This is a genomic window from Streptomyces sp. NBC_00503, from assembly GCF_036346895.1.
Classification (GTDB): Bacteria; Actinomycetota; Actinomycetes; order Streptomycetales; family Streptomycetaceae; genus Streptomyces.
On sequence record NZ_CP107855.1, the window covers coordinates 6384216 to 6400421 of the forward strand.

Genomic DNA, 16206 nt, shown 5'->3' on the forward strand with positions numbered 1-16206 from the left:
GCGGCCAGTGTGATCCAGGTGCGGAGCGGTTACTCGCTTTCGCCCTCGAGGTTGCCCTCCGTGTCCAGGTACACCTGGCGCAGCGCCTCCAGCACCTGCGGGTCCGGCTTCTCCCACATGCCGCGGGACTCCGCCTCCAGCAGTCGCTCCGCGATCCCGTGCAGGGCCCAGGGGTTGGCCTCTTCCAGGAAGGCGCGGTTCTCCGGGTCCAGGACGTACGTCTCGGTCAGCTTGTCGTACATCCAGTCCGCCACCACGCCGGTCGTGGCGTCGTAGCCGAAGAGGTAGTCGACGGTGGCCGCCAGCTCGAAGGCTCCCTTGTAACCGTGGCGGCGCATCGCCTCGATCCACTTCGGGTTGACCACACGGGCGCGGAAGACCCGGGAGGTCTCCTCCACCAGCGTGCGCGTCTTGACCGTCTCCGGACGGGTCGAGTCCCCGATGTACGCCTCGGGGGCCGTGCCGCGCAGCGCGCGGACGGTGGCCACCATGCCGCCGTGGTACTGGAAGTAGTCGTCGGAGTCGGCGATGTCGTGCTCGCGGGTGTCCGTGTTCTTCGCCGCGACGGTGATCCGCTTGTAGGCGGTCTCCATCTCCTCGCGCGCCGGGCGCCCTTCGAGGCCGCGGCCGTAGGCGTACCCGCCCCACACCGTGTAGACCTCCGCGAGGTCGGCGTCCGTGCGCCAGTCGCGGGAGTCGATCAGCTGCAGGATGCCCGCGCCGTACGTACCCGGGCGCGAGCCGAAGATACGGGTCGTCGCGCGCCGCTCGTCACCGTGCACGGCCAGGTCCGCCTGCGCGTGGGCCCGTACGAAGTTGTCCTCGGCGGGCTCCTCCAGCGAGGCCGCCAGCCGTACCGCATCGTCCAGCAGGCCGATGACGTGTGGGAACGCATCGCGGAAGAAGCCCGAGATGCGCAGGGTGACATCGATGCGCGGGCGGCCCAGCTCGGCGAGCGGGATCGGCTCCAGGCCGGTCACGCGGCGCGAGGCCTCGTCCCAGACCGGGCGCACGCCCAGCAGTGCCATGGCCTCGGCCACGTCGTCGCCCGAGGTGCGCATCGCGCTCGTGCCCCACAGGGACAGGCCCACGGAGGCGGGCCATTCGCCGTTGTCCGTGCGGTAGCGGGTCAGGAGCGAATCGGCGAGCGCCTGGCCCGTCTCCCACGCGAGGCGGGAGGGGACGGCCTTCGGGTCGACCGAGTAGAAGTTGCGGCCGGTCGGCAGCACGTTGACCAGGCCGCGCAGCGGGGAGCCGGAGGGGCCCGCCGGGACGAACTCGCCGTCCAGGGCGCTGACCACGTGGGCGATCTCGTCGGTGGTGCCGGCGAGGCGCGGGACGACCTCGCGCGCCGCGAAGTCCAGTACGGCCGCCACGTCCGCCGAGAAGCCGGCGGCGACCGAAGCCACCGCCTCCGGAGCCCAGTTCGCGTCCTCCATCGCCTGGACCAGCGCGCGGGCCTGCTCCTCCGCCTCGTCGGCGGTGGTGCGGGTGGCCGCGGACTCGTCCAGGCCGAGCGCCTCGCGCAGACCCGGGAGCGCCGTCGTACCGCCCCAGATCTGGCGGGCGCGCAGGATCGCGAGGACCAGGTTCACGCGGGAGTCGCCGGTCGGGGCGCCGCCCAGGACGTGCAGGCCGTCACGGATCTGGGCGTCCTTGACCTCGCACAGCCAGCCGTCGACGTGCAGCAGGAAATCGTCGAAGCCGTCGTCGTCGGGACGCTCCGCCAGACCCAGGTCGTGGTCCAGCTTCGCGGCCTGGATCAGCGTCCAGATCTGTGCGCGGATGGCCGGCAGCTTCGCCGGGTCCATCGCGGAGATCTGCGCGTACTCGTCCAGGTGCTGCTCCAGGCGCGCGATGTCGCCGTACGACTCCGCGCGCGCCATCGGCGGCACCAGGTGGTCGACCAGGGTGGCGTGCACACGGCGCTTGGCCTGGGTGCCCTCGCCCGGGTCGTTGACCAGGAACGGGTAGATCAGCGGCAGGTCGCCGAGCGCGGCATCGGGGGCGCAGGCCGCCGACAGACCGGCGTTCTTGCCCGGCAGCCACTCCAGGTTGCCGTGCTTGCCCAGGTGGATCATCGCGTCGGCGCCGAAACCGCCGTCCTCCGCGCGCGCCTGGATCCAGCGGTACGCGGCCAGGTAGTGGTGCGAGGGCGGCAGGTCCGGGTCGTGGTAGATCGCGATCGGGTTCTCGCCGAAACCGCGCGGCGGCTGGATCAGGATGAGGAGGTTGCCGCGGCGCAGGGCCGCCAGGACGATGTCGCCCTCGGGGTTCGCGGAGCGGTCCACGAACATGTTGCCCGGGGCCTCGCCCCAGTGGTGCTCGACGCTTTCGCGCAGCTCGGCCGGGAGCTCGGCGAACCAGCGCTTGTAGTCGGCCGCCGGGATCCGGACCGGGTTGCGGGCCAGCTGCTCCTCGGTGAGCCAGTCCTGGTCGTGGCCGCCGGCCTCGATCAGGGCGCGGATCAGCTCGTCGCCGTCACCGGAGACCAGACCCGGGATGGACTCGACGGGCCCGAAGTCGTAGCCGCCCGCGATCAGCGTGCGCAGCAGCTCCACGGCGCTCGCCGGGGTGTCCAGGCCGACCGCGTTGCCGATGCGGGAGTGCTTGGTCGGGTACGCGGAGAGGACCAGCGCGATCTTCTTGTCGCGGCGCTCGATGTGCCGCAGCCGGGCATGGCGCACGGCGATTCCGGCCACGCGGGCGGCCCGCTCGGGGTCGGCGACGTAGGCGGGCAGACCGTCCTCGTCCAGCTCCTTGAAGGAGAACGGGACGGTGATCAGACGGCCGTCGAACTCCGGGACGGCGACCTGGGTGGCCGCGTCGAGCGGGGACAGGCCCTCGTCGCTCTCCTCCCAGGCGCTGCGCGAACCGGTCAGGCACAGGGCCTGGAGGATCGGCACGCCGAGCCCGGCCAGCGCGCCCGCGTCCCAGGACTCGTCGTCACCGCCGGCCGAGGCCGTCGCGGGCTTGGTGCCGCCCGCCGCGAGGACGGTGGTGACGACCGCGTCGGCCGACTCCAGCTCCGCGATCAGCTCCGGCTCCGGGGTGCGCAGGGAGGAGACGAACAGCGGGAGCGCCTGGGCGCCGTGGGCCTCGATCGCCTCGCAGAGGGTGTGGACGAAGGCGGTGTTCCCGCTCATCTGGTGCGCGCGGTAGTACAGCACGGCGACCCGCGGACCCTCCGTCCGCTGCGCGGTGCGCTCCAGCGGGCCCCAGGTGGGGGAGGCCGCCGGGGGCTCGAAACCGTGGCCGGTCAGCAGCACGGTGTCGGAGAGGAAGCGCGCCAGCTGGTCCAGGTTGGCCGGGCCGCCGTGGGCGAGGTAGCCGTGGGCCTCGGCGGCGATCCCGATCGGGACGGTCGAGGCCTCCATCAGCTGCGCGTCGGGGGCCTGTTCGCCGGTCAGGACGACGACCGGACGCGTCTGGGACGGGGCGAGGAGCAGATCCAGGCCGTCCTGCCAGGCGCGCAGGCCGCCGAGGAGGCGCACGACGACCAGGTCGACGCCGTCGAGCAGACCCGGGAGGTCGTCGAGGGGAAGGCGGGAGGGGTTCGCGAACCGGTACGGGACGGGGCCGTCCGCGGCGGCGCGAGCGCTGAGCAGATCGGTGTCGGACGTCGACAGCAGCAGGATCATGCGGCGGCAGGCCTTCCTCGGGGTTTCCGCGCCCCGGGCAGTGAGGACGGCGGGAGTTCCTGACTCATCCGGGGGCCGGGGCCCCGCGGATTCACAGTGGCGGGACCGCGCCGGATTCGCACCGGGCTTCCTCCCATGTCGCCGTCCTCGGCGATGGCGGGCCTGTTGGCCGCCGAGAACTCATCTTAGGGGGCGGGGGTTCGTGGCCGGGGGCGGGGCCGCCTGCGGCCACGACGGGTGGGGCGGGACGGTGCGGGGCCGTTGCCGGGGCTCTGCCCCGGACCCCGCGCCTCAAACGCCGGCGGGGCTGGATCTGCCGGCGGGGTGAGGGTGGGGCGCGGATCGGGGGCGCGGCCGCTCGTGGCCGGTTCGGGGTGGTGATCGACACAGGGGGCGGGCGCAGAATCGTGGGTATGCTCGCCGCCATGCCCACGCCCCCTTCCGCCGCAGTGCGGGACGAACCCGTCATACGGGACCGCGGTGACGCATGCCCGGGCGCGCTGCGCCTGCACGGCGCCGACGACGGGTACCTGGCCCGGGTGCGGATCCCCGGCGGGCTGCTGACCGCGGCTCAGGCCTCGGCGCTGGCACTGGCCTCCGACCGGTTCGGCGACGGGCACCTGGGACTGACCTCGCGCGGCAACGTGGAACTGCGCGGACTCGCCGACGACTGCGGAGCCGGACTCGCCGAGCTGCTGGACGCGGCCGGGCTGCTGCCCGCCCCCTCGCACGAGCGGATCCGGAACATCGTGGCCAGCCCGTTCGGCGACCCCGGACAGGTCCGGGCCCTGGACGCGGCGCTCTGCGCCGACCCCGCCGCCGCCGGACTCTCCGGACGCTTCCTGTTCGCCGTCGACGACGGGCGCGGGGACGTCGCCGCCCTCGACCCGGACGTCACCCTCCTCGAACGGCCCGGCGGGCGCACCCTGATCCGACTCGGCGCCGAGCCCGACGCCGTCGAGGTCGCTTCGGCCGACGCCCCGGCGGCCGCGCTGGAAGCCGTCCACTACTTCCTCGAAGCCGTGGCGGACGTGGGCACCCGGGCCTGGCGGGTCGCCGAGCTGCCGCCGGAATCCGCCCTGCTCGCACGGGAGTTCACGGTCCGGCTGATCGCGGCCGGGGTCGCCTCGCGGTTCGTGCCCGAAGCGCCCCGCCCGAGCGCGCCGCCGCCCGCCCCCGGCGTCCACGGCGACGCGCTGTGCGTACTGGTGCCCCTCGGCCGGCTCACCACCGCCCAATGGCGGGAGTTGCCCGGCGCCCCCAGGACCACGCCGTGGCGCAGCATCGTCGTCACCGGTGCCGGTACCGCCGGTGTCACCGGTGGCGCCGTCGCCCCCGCCGGGCTGGTCGTCGACCCCGAGGACCCCTGGCGGTCCGTCACCGCCTGTACGGGGCAGCCGGGTTGCGTGAAATCCCTCGCGGACGTACGCGCCGACGCGCGGGCCCTCGTAGCGCTGACGACCGGCCCCCTGCCCGTCCACTGGTCCGGCTGCGAACGGCGGTGCGGGCATCCGCGCGGCACCGCGTGGGTGGACCTGGTGGCGACGGCCGAGGGCTACCGGATCGGCGAACACCATGTGGCTGCGGGCGAGTTGGCACCCGTACTCGCGGCCGCGCGCAACACCCCTCAGGTTTCAGGAAGCAGTTCCGAAGGCGCAGTGAAGAAATGAGCGAGTACACCGTGTTCGAGTACGAGAAGGACGGCGCCGAGATCTACCGCCAGTCCTTTGCCACGATCCGCGCCGAGGCGGACCTCTCCGGGCTGCCCGCCTCGGTCGCCCAGGTCGCGGTGCGCATGATTCACGCCTGCGGCATGACCGACCTGACGCGGGACCTGGGCTGGACACCCGAGGTCGTCCTGCGGGCCCGCGCCGCCCTGGAGGCGGGTGCGCCGATCCTGTGCGACGTGCAGATGGTCGCCAGCGGGGTCACCCGCAAGCGGCTGCCCGCCGACAACCAGGTGATCTGCACCCTCTCCGACCCGGCCGTGCCGGAGCTCGCCGCCAAGATGGGTACGACGCGCAGCGCCGCCGCCCTCGAAGTCTGGCGGGACCGCGGCCTGTTGGAAGGATCCGTGATCGCCGTCGGCAATGCGCCGACCGCGCTCTTCCGGCTGCTGGAGATGATCGAGGAGGGCGCCCCGCGCCCCGCCGCCGTCATCGGCGTCCCGGTCGGCTTCATCGGCGCCGCCGAGTCCAAGGACGCCCTCGCGGCGCACCCCTCCGGACTCGACCACCTGATCATCCGGGGCCGACGCGGTGGCAGCGCCATGGCCGCCGCCGCCGTCAACGCCATTGCGAGCGTGGCCGAATGAGCGCGAACACGCAGAAGACCGGAAAGCTCTACGGGGTCGGGCTCGGCCCCGGTGACCCGTCCCTGATGACGCTGCGCGCCGTAGAGGTCATCGCCGAGGCGGACGTCGTCGCCTACCACTCGGCCCGCCACGGCCGCTCGATCGCCCGCTCGATCGCCGCCAAGCACCTGCGCGCCGACCACGTCGAAGAGCCGCTGGTCTACCCGGTCACCACCGAGACCACCGACCACCCCGGCGGCTACCAGGGCGCGATGGACGAATTCTACGAAGCCTCCGCCGCCCGGCTCGCCGTCCACCTGGACGCCGGCCGCACCGTCGCCGTCCTCGCCGAGGGCGACCCGCTCTTCTACGGCTCGTACATGCACATGCACAAGCGGCTCGCCGACCGCTACGAGGCCGAGGTGATCCCGGGGGTGACCTCGGTGAGCGCCGCCGCGGCCCGGCTCGGCACCCCGCTGGTGGAGGGCGAGGAGGTGCTGACCATCCTGCCCGGCACCCTGTCCGAGGAGGAGCTCACCGCCCGCCTCGCCGCCACCGACTCCGCGGTCGTGATGAAGCTCGGCCGCACCTTCCCCGCCGTACGGCGGGCGATGGAGAACAGCGGTCGGCTTGCCGAGGCGCGGTACGTGGAACGCGCGACGATGGCGGGGGAGCGGACCGGCCTCCTCGCCGACACCGACCCCGACAGCGTGCCCTACTTCGCCGTCGCCGTGGTGCCCAGCCGCATCGGCAACCCGGGCAGCGTGCCGTCCGGCCCCGGCGAGGTCGCCGTGGTCGGCACCGGCCCGGCCGGGCCGCTGTGGCTGACCGCCGAGACCAGGCGGGTGCTGGCCGACGCCGAGGTGCTCGTCGGGTACACCACCTACCTGGACCGGGTCCCGGTGAAGCCGGGCCAGGTGCGACACGGTTCGGACAACAAGGTGGAGTCCGAGCGCGCCGAGTTCGCGCTCGACCTCGCCCGCCGCGGCAAGCGCGTGGCCGTGGTCTCCGGCGGCGACCCCGGCGTCTTCGCCATGGCCACCGCGGTCCTGGAGGTCGCGGGACAGCCGGAGTACAAGGACGTGCCCGTACGGGTCCTGCCGGGCGTGACCGCGGCCAACGCGGCGGCCGCCGCGGCCGGTGCGCCGCTCGGCCACGACTACGCCACCATCTCCCTCTCGGACCGGCTCAAGCCCTGGGAGGTCATCGCGGAGCGGCTGCGCGCGGCGGCTGCCGCCGATCTCGTACTGGCCCTCTACAACCCCGGCTCGCGCAGCCGGAACTGGCAGGTGGCCAAGGCCCGCGAACTGCTGCTGGAACTGCGGTCGCCGCAGACCCCGGTGGTCGTCGCCCGCGACGTGGGCGGCCCGCAGCAGTCGGTCCGCATCCTCACGCTGGCCGAACTGGAGCCGTCCGAGGTCGACATGCGGACGATCCTGCTGATCGGCTCCTCGCAGACCCGGATCACGGAGCGGCCGGACGGGTCGAGGGTGACGTGGACTCCGCGGCGGTACGGGTGATCCTGATCCTGGCGGTCGGCTGACGGTGTGAGGGACCGGGGCGGTTCGCCCTGACGCTCCGGGGTCCGGGGGGTCGGGGGCCGTGCCCCGTGGGCGGGTTCGGCTGGTGGGTCCCTGCGGGGCTCCCCCGGACCCGCCCTTCCACCGTTCCCAGGGCTGCGCCCTGACCCGCCGGGCCGGGCTGCGCCCGAGCCCCCGGGGCGCCGCCCCGGACCCCGCGTCTCAAACGCCGGCGGGGCTGGGTCTTGCCGGGCGGTGCGCCGCTTCGGACCCCGCGTCTCAAACACCGGCGGGGCTGGGTCTTGCCGGGCGGTGCGCCGCTTCGGACCCCGCGTCTCAAGCGTCGGCGGGGCTGGATTTTGCCGGGTGGTGCGCCGCTTCGGGGCCTTGGTGTCGCGTGGGTCGTTACCGGGGCGCCGGGATGGTCACGGTCATGATCGGGGTCGGGGGGCCCTGAGGGGGAGTCCAGTCCATGACCGGGGTGTGGGGCGGAGCCGGCGGCGGGTTGGGGCCCCGGTTGGGGTTCTGCGGCACCGACGATGCGGTGTCCCGCGTCGTCGCTGCGCGCGAGGGGCCGGAGGCCGGCCGGGTGGTCGCGGCGGCAGGGGGCGGGCTCGTGGGGGAGGCGGACGGGGCCGTCGGTGTCGGCGACCCGGCTGACGAGGGCGTGGCGGAGGGATCGGCCGGGGTCGTTGTCGCCGGCACCGCGGTCGGCTTGTGGGTCGGCCCGCCGCCCGAGCAGCCGCTGGTCAGCAGGCCGCCGACCAGGAGTGCGGTCAAGGCGCGGCGGTCCCGAGGGTTGCCCTCATGTCGCCCCTTTCGTACGTGTGAACGATCAGCGCGGCTGATCGTAGTCCAGCCGACGGAGGGCCTCGGCGACCGAAGCCGCCTGCGGCACGCCCGCGGGGACCGGCGGGCGGCGGACGACCAGGACCGGGATGCCGGCTTCGCGGGCCGCGGTGAGTTTGGGGGCGGTGGCGGAGCCGCCGCTGTCCTTGGTGACCAGTACGTCGATGCGGTGGTGGGTGAGGAGGTCCCGTTCGTCGGGCAGGGTGAACGGGCCCCGGGCCAGGAGTACTTCGAGGTGTGGCGGGACGGCTCCTTCGGGCGGGTCCACCGAACGCACCAGGAACCAGGGCTCGGTGAGGTGCGCGAAGCTGTGCAGGCCCATCCGGCCCGTGGTCAGGAAGGCGCGGGAGCCGAGGTCCGGGAGCAGGGCGGCCGCCTCGGCCAGGGAGTCCGCGAAGTGCCAGCGGTCCCCGGGGCCCGGGCTCCAGCCGGGGCGGCGCAGCGCGAGCAGCGGGACTCCCGAAAGGGCCGCCGCCTCGGCCGCGTTGAAGCTCATCCGCTCCGCGAAGGGGTGCGTGGCGTCGATGAGGTGGGTGACCCGGTGGGTGGTGATCCAGGCCGCGAGCCCGGCGGGGCCGCCGAAGCCGCCGATCCGGGTCTCGCCCGGCGGGAGTGCGGGGGAGGTGACCCGGCCGGCCAGTGAGGTCGTCACCCGGTACGGGGCCCCGGCCCCGGCGGCGGTCAGCGACTCCGCGAGCCGCCGGGCCTCGGTGGTGCCGCCGAGGATCAGGACGTGCGGGCGGTTCGAGCCGGGCCCGGGGGTGGGGGCGTGGCCGGTGCCGGGGACCGGATCAGCAGGCATGCCGGTCGCGCTCGGCGGAGTACAGGTGGCTGTCTCGGAACTGCTCGGCGCCCAGGGTGCGGCCCACCAGGATGACGGCGGTGCGGACCAGGCCGGCCTCCTTCACCTGGGCGGCGATGTCGGCCAGGGTCCCGCGCAGGATCAGCTCGTCGGGGCGGCTGGCCATCGCGACCACCGCCACCGGACACTCGGCCCCGTAGTGCGGCAGCAGTTCGTCGACGACCCGGTCCACGTAGCGGGTGGCCAGGTGCAGCACCAGGAGGGCCCCGCTGCGGCCCAGCGCGGCGAGGTCCTCGCCGGGCGGCATCGGCGTGGCCTGCTGGGCGATCCGGGTCAGGATGACCGTCTGGCCGACGGTGGGGACGGTCAGCTCCCGCTTGAGCGCGGCGGCCGCGGCGGCGAAGGCCGGGACGCCGGGGACGACTTCGTAGGGGATGCCGGCCGCGTCCAGGCGCCGCATCTGCTCCGCGACGGCGCTGAAGATCGAGGGGTCGCCGGAGTGGAGCCGGGCGACGTCCTGGCCGGCCTCGTGGGCCCGTACGCACTCGGCGACGATCTCGTCCAGGTTCAGCTGCGCCGTGTCGATCAGGCGGGCGTCCGGCGGGCATTCGGCGAGCAGTTCGCGCGGGACCAGGCTGCCCGCGTACAGGCAGACGGGGGCCGCGGCCAGGGTCCGGGCGCCGCGCACCGTGATCAGGTCGGCGGCGCCGGGGCCCGCGCCGATGAAGTACACGGTCATATCGTCTGATCCATTCCGTCGGCGCTGGTGCTGGTGCGGGTCTGGGTGGTGGTGCTGGTGGTGGGGTGGGGCTTGGTGACCGACCACTGGGTGACGGGCATGGCCTGGCGCCAGCCCGTGAAGCCGCCGACCGGTACGGCGTGCGCGACGGCCAGTTTCACCAGTTCGCCGCCGTGGCGCCGGTAGCGCTCGGTGAGGACGGCCTCCGACTCCAGGGTGACGGTGTTGACCACGAGTCGGCCGCCGGGGGACAGCGCCTCCCAGGCCGCGTCGAGCAGGCCCGGCGCGGTCAGGCCGCCGCCGATGAACACGGCGTCGGGGGCGGGTAGTTGGGCGAGGGCGGCGGGTGCGGCGCCGGTGACCACGCGCAGCCCGGGTACGCCGAGCGCCGCCGCGTTGCGGGTGATCCGCTCGGCCCGCTCGGTCACGCGCTCCACGGTCACCGCGCGGCAGGAGGGGTGTGTACGCATCCACTCGATGCCGATGGAACCGGATCCGCCGCCGATGTCCCACAGCAGTTCGCCGGGGGCGGGGGCGAGCGCGCAGAGGGTGGCGGCGCGGACGTGGCGCTTGGTGAGCTGGCCGTCGTGCTCGTAGGCGGCGTCGGGCAGGCCGGGGGTCGCGCCGAGCCGGGGCGCGGGGGCGGCGGGGTCGCGGCGGCACTCGACGGCGACGAGGTTGAGGGGGTCGCCGGGCGGGTGCTCCCAGCTCTGGGCGATCCCCTCGTACGCGTCCTCGTGCTCGGAGCCGAGCTGTTCCAGGACGCGCATCCGGCTGGGGCCGAAGCCCCGCTCTCGAAGCAGAGCAGCGATCTCGTTCGGGGTCGCTGCTCCGGAACTCAGGACCAGCACCCGCCGGCCCTCGAACAGTGCGGCCGCGAGCCGGGCCACGGGACGCCCGACGGCGGTGATCACCTCGGTGTCCTCCACCGGCCAGCCCAGGCGGGCGCAGGCGTACGACATCGACGAGGGGTGGGGCAGGACGTGCAGGGAGTCCGCCCCCAGCTCCTCGGACAGCGCGCGGCCGATCCCGTAGAACATCGGGTCCCCACTGGCCAGTACCGCGATCCGGCGGCCCGCGTGCTCCGCCATCAGCTTCGGCACGGCCGGCCGCAGCGGGCTCGGCCAGGCCACCCGCAGGCCGCCGCACTCCTCGGGCGGCAGCAGGTCCAGTTGGCGCGGCCCCCCGATCAGCACCTCGGCCCCGGCCAGCGCGGCCCGCGCGGGGGCGGTCAGCCCGCCCCAGCCGTCGGCGCCGAGCCCGACGACGGACACGGGCGGGGCTGCCGGCGCGGGTGCGGGGGGCGGTGGCGGTGCGGAGCTCACTGCGCGGAACCTCGGGGTACGGGAAGCGGGTGGACCCGCAGCCTACTGGGCCCGAGCCCCCGCGCCAGGACCAGGGTGACCGCGACGGAGGCGCAGGCCAGCGCGGTGATCGCCACCGGCGCCGAGGTGAACTGGGCGACCGCTCCGGCCAGCGCCGCGCACAGTCCCTGAGCCGTCAGCATTCCCGCCGAGTGCAGCCCGAGGGCCTGGCCCTGGGTGCCGGCCGGGAGCAGGGCGACGAGGCGCTCCTGCAGGAGCAGGCCGGCCCCGTAGCCGACGGAGGCCAGGGCGACGGCCGCCGCGGCGGGCACCGGGCCGGGTTCCAGGAGGAAGAGGAGGTAGGGCGCTGCGAGCAGCAGTTGGAGCGGGGAGGCGAGCCGGGCCCGCCACCGGGCGGGCAGGTACCGTCCGCCGAGGGTGTCCCCGACGAGCATTCCGGCGGCCGCGCAGCCGAACAGCAGCCCCGCGTGGGCGGGATCGTAGGGGACGAAGAGGGATTCGCAGCCGACGATCAGGCCGTTGGGCAGCCACAGGGCGAGGTACAGGGTGCGCCGGGCCGGATCGGCGAACAAGGTGGCATTCGTCCGCCAGGTCTGCGCGGGCGAGGGCCGCCCGCCGGCCCGCGGCTCCCTGCGGCGCAGCCCGGTCCGCAGGGTGAGCGCGGCGCCGAGGGCGAGAGCGGCGGCCGCCAGCAGGGCGCCGCGCGGGGAGAGCGCGGCCACCAGGACCCCGCCGAGGGCGAAACCCGCGATCTGCGTCACCCCGGCCGATACGGCGAGCAGCGAGCGGCCCAGCAGATAGTCCTCGGGCGGCAGGATCTCGGTGAGCAGCCCGTACCGGACCCCGCCCCCGAGGGAGTCGGCGAGCCCCTGGGCGAGCAGCACCGCGAACGCGGCCCACAGCGGCAGCACGGGCACGGCCAGCACGGCGGCGGCGAGCGCGGCGAGCAGCGAGAGCCGGGTCAGGGCGGTGCGCGGCTCCAGCCGGTCGGCGGCGGAGAGGAGCACCGTCGCGCCGAGCATCTGGGTGAACGAGGGCCCGAACATGCCGAGCGCGGCGAGCAGCGGGCTGCGGGTGCGCTCGTAGACGAGGACGGCGAGGGCGAGCCCGCTGACGGTGGAGGCGCCGACGCGCAGCGCGGAGGCGAGGAAGAACGGGGTGAACTCGGGGGTCCGGGCGAGGGAGCGGTAGGTCCTGGGCATGCGGGGAGTTTTCCGGCGGCGTCCGGGGACGGCCTAATGTTTCGCGTGGGCGCGAAACCTGCTGCGCAGCGCGGGCGGACGAGGCGGAAGGGCAGTCGGGGACGACCATGGGCTACTGGCGGATCGACAGCGACGCGCTGGCCGGGAGCCGTTTCGTGGTGTCCGCGCTGGCCGAGACCACGGCCGCGCTGATGGCGCTGCAGCGGCGGACCGCCGCGCACCCGGGGGACCGGGCCTGGCTGGCGGACCGGCTCCCGCCCTACCGGGCGCACCTCGCGGCCGATCCCGTCGCCGCCCACCTCGTACGGGCCGCCCTCGGCCGGTTGTGGATCGCCGACCACCTGACCCCGCCGCCGGACGGCCGCCCCTTCGAGGAGGAGCTGGAGCCGATCCGCGCGACCCCGGACGCGGCGGTCCGTACGTACCTGCGCGCCGCCTCCGGTGCGCTGCCCGAGGAGCTCGCGCGGGCCCGGGGGCTCGGCCCGCGCACGGCGGAGCTGCTGGAGTGGGTGTGGACCGAGGCGGTCCGCCCCGACTGGGAGCGCCGCCGCCGGGTCGCTGAGGCCGACATCCTGCTGCGCACCGCGCAGTTGAGCCGGGGCGGGTGGGCGGCCGCGCTGTCGGGGATGCGGCCGAACATGGCCTGGCTCGGCGAGGGGCGGCTGCGGATCAACCTCCAGGACCGGCCGCCGCGCGAGCTGTCGGGCGCGGCCGGGCTGGTCTTCGTACCCGTCACGCCGCCGCACGGCTGGGTCGCCTGGCGCGGGGCGCACCGGCACGCCCTGGTCTACCCGGCCGAGGGGCAGCTCGCCCAGCCGGGCACGGCCGCCCTGCCCGGCACGGCCGCGCAGCCCGGCACGGTCGCGCAGCCCGGCACGGTCGCCCTGCAAGGTGCGGGCACCCCGCCCGGCCCCGCCGCCCCGCAGGCGCTGGTCAGGCTGCTGGGGCCGGTCCGGGCCCGGGTGCTGGTGCTGCTGGCGAGCCCGAAGTCCACCACGCAGCTGGTGGCGCTGACCGGGCTGAGCCTGGGCGCGGTGGCCGGGCAGCTCAAGGTGCTGCTGGCGGCCGGGCTGATCCTGCGGCGGCGCACGGGGCGTACGGTGCTCTACAGCCGGGTCGCGGCCGGGGACGTCCTGGTGTCGGCGGCCACCGGCCCCGACGGGTGAAATCGGCGAGCAGGACAGGACGAGGTGGGGGCAATGGCAGGCTGGCGTGCGTCGGACATACCCGATCAGAGCGGCCGTACGGCCGTGGTCACGGGAGCCAACAGCGGGATCGGCTACTTCACCGCCCTCGAGCTCGCACGGCGCGGGGCCTCGGTGGTGCTGGCCTGCCGCAGTGCCGCCCGCGGGCGGGCGGCCGAGGTCAGGCTGCGCACCGAAGTCCCGGGCGCGAAGGTTGAGTTCATGCCGCTGGACCTCGCCGACCTGGCCACCGTACGGGAGTTCGCGGCGGCCTACGCGCAGCGGCACGGCACCCTCGACCTCCTCGTCAACAACGCCGGTGTGATGGCCCTGCCGTTCGGGCGGACCGCCGACGGGTTCGAGACCCAGTTCGGGGTCAATCACCTCGGCCACTTCGCCCTCACCGGCCTGCTCCTGCCCCGGCTCCTCGCCGCCGCGCCCGGGGCCCGGATCGTCAGTCTCTCCAGCGGCTTCCACATGTTCGGGGACGTGGACCACACGGACCTCGACAGCGAGCGGAACTACCGGCGCTGGATCGCCTACGGCCGCTCCAAGACCGCGAACCTGCTCTTCGTCCACGAGCTCGCCCGCAGGCTCGCGGCCGCCGGATCCGGGATCGTCGCGGCTTCGGCCCATCCCGGCTACGCGTCGACCAACCTGCACGTCGCGGCCGCCCCGCAGGCGGGCACCACCCTCGGCTCGCGGATCGCGGTCGCCGCCAACAGCCTCGGCATCGCCGTCGGCAACGGAGTCATCGCCCAGTCCGCGGCTTCCGGTGCGCTGCCCGCCCTGTACGCGGCGACCGCGCCGGGGGTCGGGCCGGACGAGTTCATCGGGCCGCGGTTCGGTTTCCGCGGCGCACCCGCCCGCTCCCGGCGGGCGAAATGGACCCTGGACGACAAGTCCGGCGAACGGCTGTGGGCCGCCTCGGAAAAGCTCACCGGAGTCTCGTACGCGTCTCTATCGCGTTGAATCCCCGGGGGCTAACTTGCTACTCGCCAGTCACTTCAGGCTGTCGAGCCGCATCCCCCGGGAGAGCCATGCGCAGATCCGCCCTGCCCGCCGTCCCTCTGCCCGTCGGCTTGTCGTTGCCGATGCTCGTCGCCACCGTCGCCGCGCTCCTGGCCGCCCTCCTCGCCGCCCCGGCGGCGCGGGCGTCCGCCCAGGACGCCGCCGGCGCGCAGCGGCGTACGCCCGTCGTCCTCGTCCACGGCTACGGGGACACCGCGGCCTCCCTCGACGGGCTGGAGGACTACCTCCACGCCCAGGGCTGGCTCTCCAGCGACCTCGCCGAATTCGGCTACGACTGGGCCGCCACCAACGAGTCCAACGCCACCCGCTTCGGAGCCTTCCTCGCCGAGCGGTTCGGCGCCCGCCAGGTCGACGTGGTCGCGCACAGCATGGGATCGCTGCTCACCCGCAAGTACCTGAAGGACGGCGGGAGTTCGCGGGTCCGCGCCTGGGTCTCGCTCGGCGGTCCCAACCACGGCGCCGGTGACGCCGCGCCCTGCGGCCCCTTCGCCACCTTCTGTGACATCCACGCGGCCTCCCTCGCCGACATGACCCCCGGCAGCGCCTTCCTGAACTCCCTCAACGCGGGCGACGAGACCCCCGGCGCCACCCGCTACACCACCTTCAGCTCCACCTGCGACCAGCAGATCCCGCCCGGCGACAGCCGCGCCCCGCACTCCACAGAGCTGGCTGGCGCCGTCAACCACGTCCTCCCGGTCGGCGACAGCGGCTGCCCCTCGCACTACGGACTGCTCTCCAACGACTGGGTCCGGCGGCAGATCGTCGCCGAGTTCTCGAAGGATCCGGTGACCCAAGTCGACCTGAAGAGCGGCCCGTTCCGCATCACCGTCGACTCGGCGCGGTTCACCTCCACCGGCGAGAGCGGCCCCGAGCTCTACGACGGCCTCACCCTCACCACCGACGGGGCCGCCCGCACCCTGTGGCACCGCGACCGGGCCGGCGCCACCGCCTTCCCGGACTACGACCCGTGGTTCGGTCTCGACGACTCCACCCGGAGCCAGGTCTTCTCCGGCGAAGCGACCGTGACCGCCTACCTCACCGACGCCGACTACACCGCCGGGAACAACGACGACGTGATGGCCGCCGGCCGCGTCCACTGGGACCCGGCCCTCGGCTTCGGGCGCTTCACCGCGAAGATGCTCGGCGTGGACGGCGGCGAAGCGGCCGTCACCTACACCGTCACCCCGGCGCAGTCCGCCGTCCCCGTCTGCCGGCTCCGCGTGGACCAGGCGGAGCTGACCTACTTCGACGACGGCACGACCCGCCCCGCGCTCTACGGGGACATCGCCGTCCGGACCGGCGACGGCGCCCGCAGCGTCCTCTGGTCGCGCTCCGCCTCCGACCCGTCGACCTTCCCCAACCAGGGCAACCGCAGCAACCCGGACCCGTACTTCTACCAGCGGGTCGGCTCGGGGGCCACGTACGCGCCCGGCCCCTTCGAGCTCGGCGTGTACCTCTGGGACCACGACGCCTCCTCCGCCGACGACCTGGTCGCCCGCGGCACGGTGGCCTGGGACCCCTACACCGACCAACCCGGCACCCGTACCAGCGAGTTCTACGGGGACGACGGCGGACACGTGAAGGTCACCTGGACCGTCCTCTGCCCCTGACCCGGCCCG

11 protein-coding genes and 1 riboswitch are annotated in these 16206 nt (G+C 74.6%); of the genes, 6 read left to right on the top strand and 5 right to left on the bottom strand.

Annotated elements, in window-relative coordinates; all coding sequences use genetic code 11:
* Positions 1–29: 29 nt before the first annotated feature.
* Complete coding sequence (gene cobN, locus OG490_RS29320) at positions 30–3641, bottom strand: cobaltochelatase subunit CobN (protein ID WP_330299266.1); 3612 nt, start codon at positions 3639–3641, stop codon at positions 30–32.
* Positions 3642–3694: 53 nt separating this feature from the next.
* Positions 3695–3795: riboswitch (cobalamin riboswitch) on the bottom strand.
* 271 nt (positions 3796–4066) lie between these two features.
* Between cobN and OG490_RS29325 the strand changes: the two genes are divergently transcribed.
* Genes OG490_RS29325 through OG490_RS29335 form a run of 3 tightly spaced genes read left to right on the top strand, consistent with a single transcriptional unit; the run spans position 4067 to position 7454 of the window.
* Positions 4067–5311, top strand: coding sequence for a cobalamin biosynthesis protein CobG (locus tag OG490_RS29325; protein WP_330299267.1), 1245 nt, complete (start codon positions 4067–4069; stop codon positions 5309–5311).
* A complete protein-coding gene (locus OG490_RS29330) occupies positions 5308–5955 on the top strand; it encodes a precorrin-8X methylmutase (RefSeq protein WP_330299268.1) in 648 nt (215 codons plus the stop codon). Before OG490_RS29325 ends, OG490_RS29330 begins: the two co-directional genes overlap by 4 nt.
* Complete coding sequence (locus tag OG490_RS29335) at positions 5952–7454, top strand: precorrin-2 C(20)-methyltransferase (protein WP_330299269.1); 1503 nt, start codon at positions 5952–5954, stop codon at positions 7452–7454. The genes OG490_RS29330 and OG490_RS29335 overlap by 4 nt, the downstream gene beginning before the upstream one ends.
* 835 nt (positions 7455–8289) lie before the next feature.
* Here the strand turns inward: OG490_RS29335 and OG490_RS29340 are convergent.
* The 4 genes from OG490_RS29340 to OG490_RS29355 are packed head-to-tail and all read right to left on the bottom strand — an operon-like array spanning position 8290 to position 12371.
* On the bottom strand, positions 8290–9105 hold the full coding sequence (locus OG490_RS29340) for a cobalt-precorrin-6A reductase (RefSeq protein ID WP_330299270.1): 816 nt from the start codon (positions 9103–9105) through the stop codon (positions 8290–8292).
* Positions 9095–9844 (bottom strand): precorrin-4 C(11)-methyltransferase, encoded by a 750-nt coding sequence (gene cobM / locus OG490_RS29345; protein ID WP_330299271.1) that lies wholly within the window; start codon positions 9842–9844, stop codon positions 9095–9097. The genes OG490_RS29340 and cobM overlap by 11 nt, the downstream gene beginning before the upstream one ends.
* Positions 9841–11169, bottom strand: a complete 1329-nt coding sequence (gene cbiE, locus OG490_RS29350; RefSeq protein ID WP_330299272.1) for a precorrin-6y C5,15-methyltransferase (decarboxylating) subunit CbiE — start codon at positions 11167–11169, stop codon at positions 9841–9843. The genes cobM and cbiE overlap by 4 nt, the downstream gene beginning before the upstream one ends.
* Entirely contained in the window at positions 11166–12371 is a 1206-nt protein-coding gene (locus tag OG490_RS29355) for an MFS transporter (RefSeq protein WP_330299273.1), read from the bottom strand. Before OG490_RS29355 ends, cbiE begins: the two co-directional genes overlap by 4 nt.
* A gap of 107 nt (positions 12372–12478) precedes the next feature.
* Between OG490_RS29355 and OG490_RS29360 the strand changes: the two genes are divergently transcribed.
* From OG490_RS29360 to OG490_RS29370, 3 genes are all read left to right on the top strand, one after another.
* Positions 12479–13537 (top strand): transcriptional regulator, encoded by a 1059-nt coding sequence (locus tag OG490_RS29360; protein ID WP_330299274.1) that lies wholly within the window; start codon positions 12479–12481, stop codon positions 13535–13537.
* Positions 13538–13570: 33 nt separating this feature from the next.
* Positions 13571–14527: an oxidoreductase gene (locus OG490_RS29365; RefSeq protein ID WP_330299275.1), complete on the top strand. Its 957-nt coding sequence runs from the start codon at positions 13571–13573 to the stop codon at positions 14525–14527.
* A 68-nt stretch (positions 14528–14595) separates the two neighbouring features.
* Positions 14596–16197, top strand: a complete 1602-nt coding sequence (locus OG490_RS29370) for an esterase/lipase family protein (protein WP_330299276.1) — start codon at positions 14596–14598, stop codon at positions 16195–16197.
* Positions 16198–16206 lie beyond the last annotated feature (9 nt).

Excerpts from the sequence above, each read along its gene's own strand:
- OG490_RS29360 (WP_330299274.1), top strand. The coding sequence starts at position 12,479 with ATGGGCTACTGGCGGATCGACAGCGACGCGCTGGCCGGGAGCCGTTTC.
- OG490_RS29365 (WP_330299275.1), top strand. The coding sequence starts at position 13,571 with ATGGCAGGCTGGCGTGCGTCGGACATACCCGATCAGAGCGGCCGTACG.
- OG490_RS29330 (WP_330299268.1), top strand. The coding sequence starts at position 5,308 with ATGAGCGAGTACACCGTGTTCGAGTACGAGAAGGACGGCGCCGAGATC.
- OG490_RS29355 (WP_330299273.1), bottom strand. The coding sequence starts at position 12,371 with ATGCCCAGGACCTACCGCTCCCTCGCCCGGACCCCCGAGTTCACCCCG.
- OG490_RS29370 (WP_330299276.1), top strand. The coding sequence starts at position 14,596 with ATGCGCAGATCCGCCCTGCCCGCCGTCCCTCTGCCCGTCGGCTTGTCG.
- OG490_RS29325 (WP_330299267.1), top strand. The coding sequence starts at position 4,067 with ATGCCCACGCCCCCTTCCGCCGCAGTGCGGGACGAACCCGTCATACGG.
- OG490_RS29340 (WP_330299270.1), bottom strand. The coding sequence starts at position 9,105 with ATGCCTGCTGATCCGGTCCCCGGCACCGGCCACGCCCCCACCCCCGGG.
- cobM (WP_330299271.1), bottom strand. The coding sequence starts at position 9,844 with ATGACCGTGTACTTCATCGGCGCGGGCCCCGGCGCCGCCGACCTGATC.
- OG490_RS29335 (WP_330299269.1), top strand. The coding sequence starts at position 5,952 with ATGAGCGCGAACACGCAGAAGACCGGAAAGCTCTACGGGGTCGGGCTC.
- cobN (WP_330299266.1), bottom strand. The coding sequence starts at position 3,641 with ATGATCCTGCTGCTGTCGACGTCCGACACCGATCTGCTCAGCGCTCGC.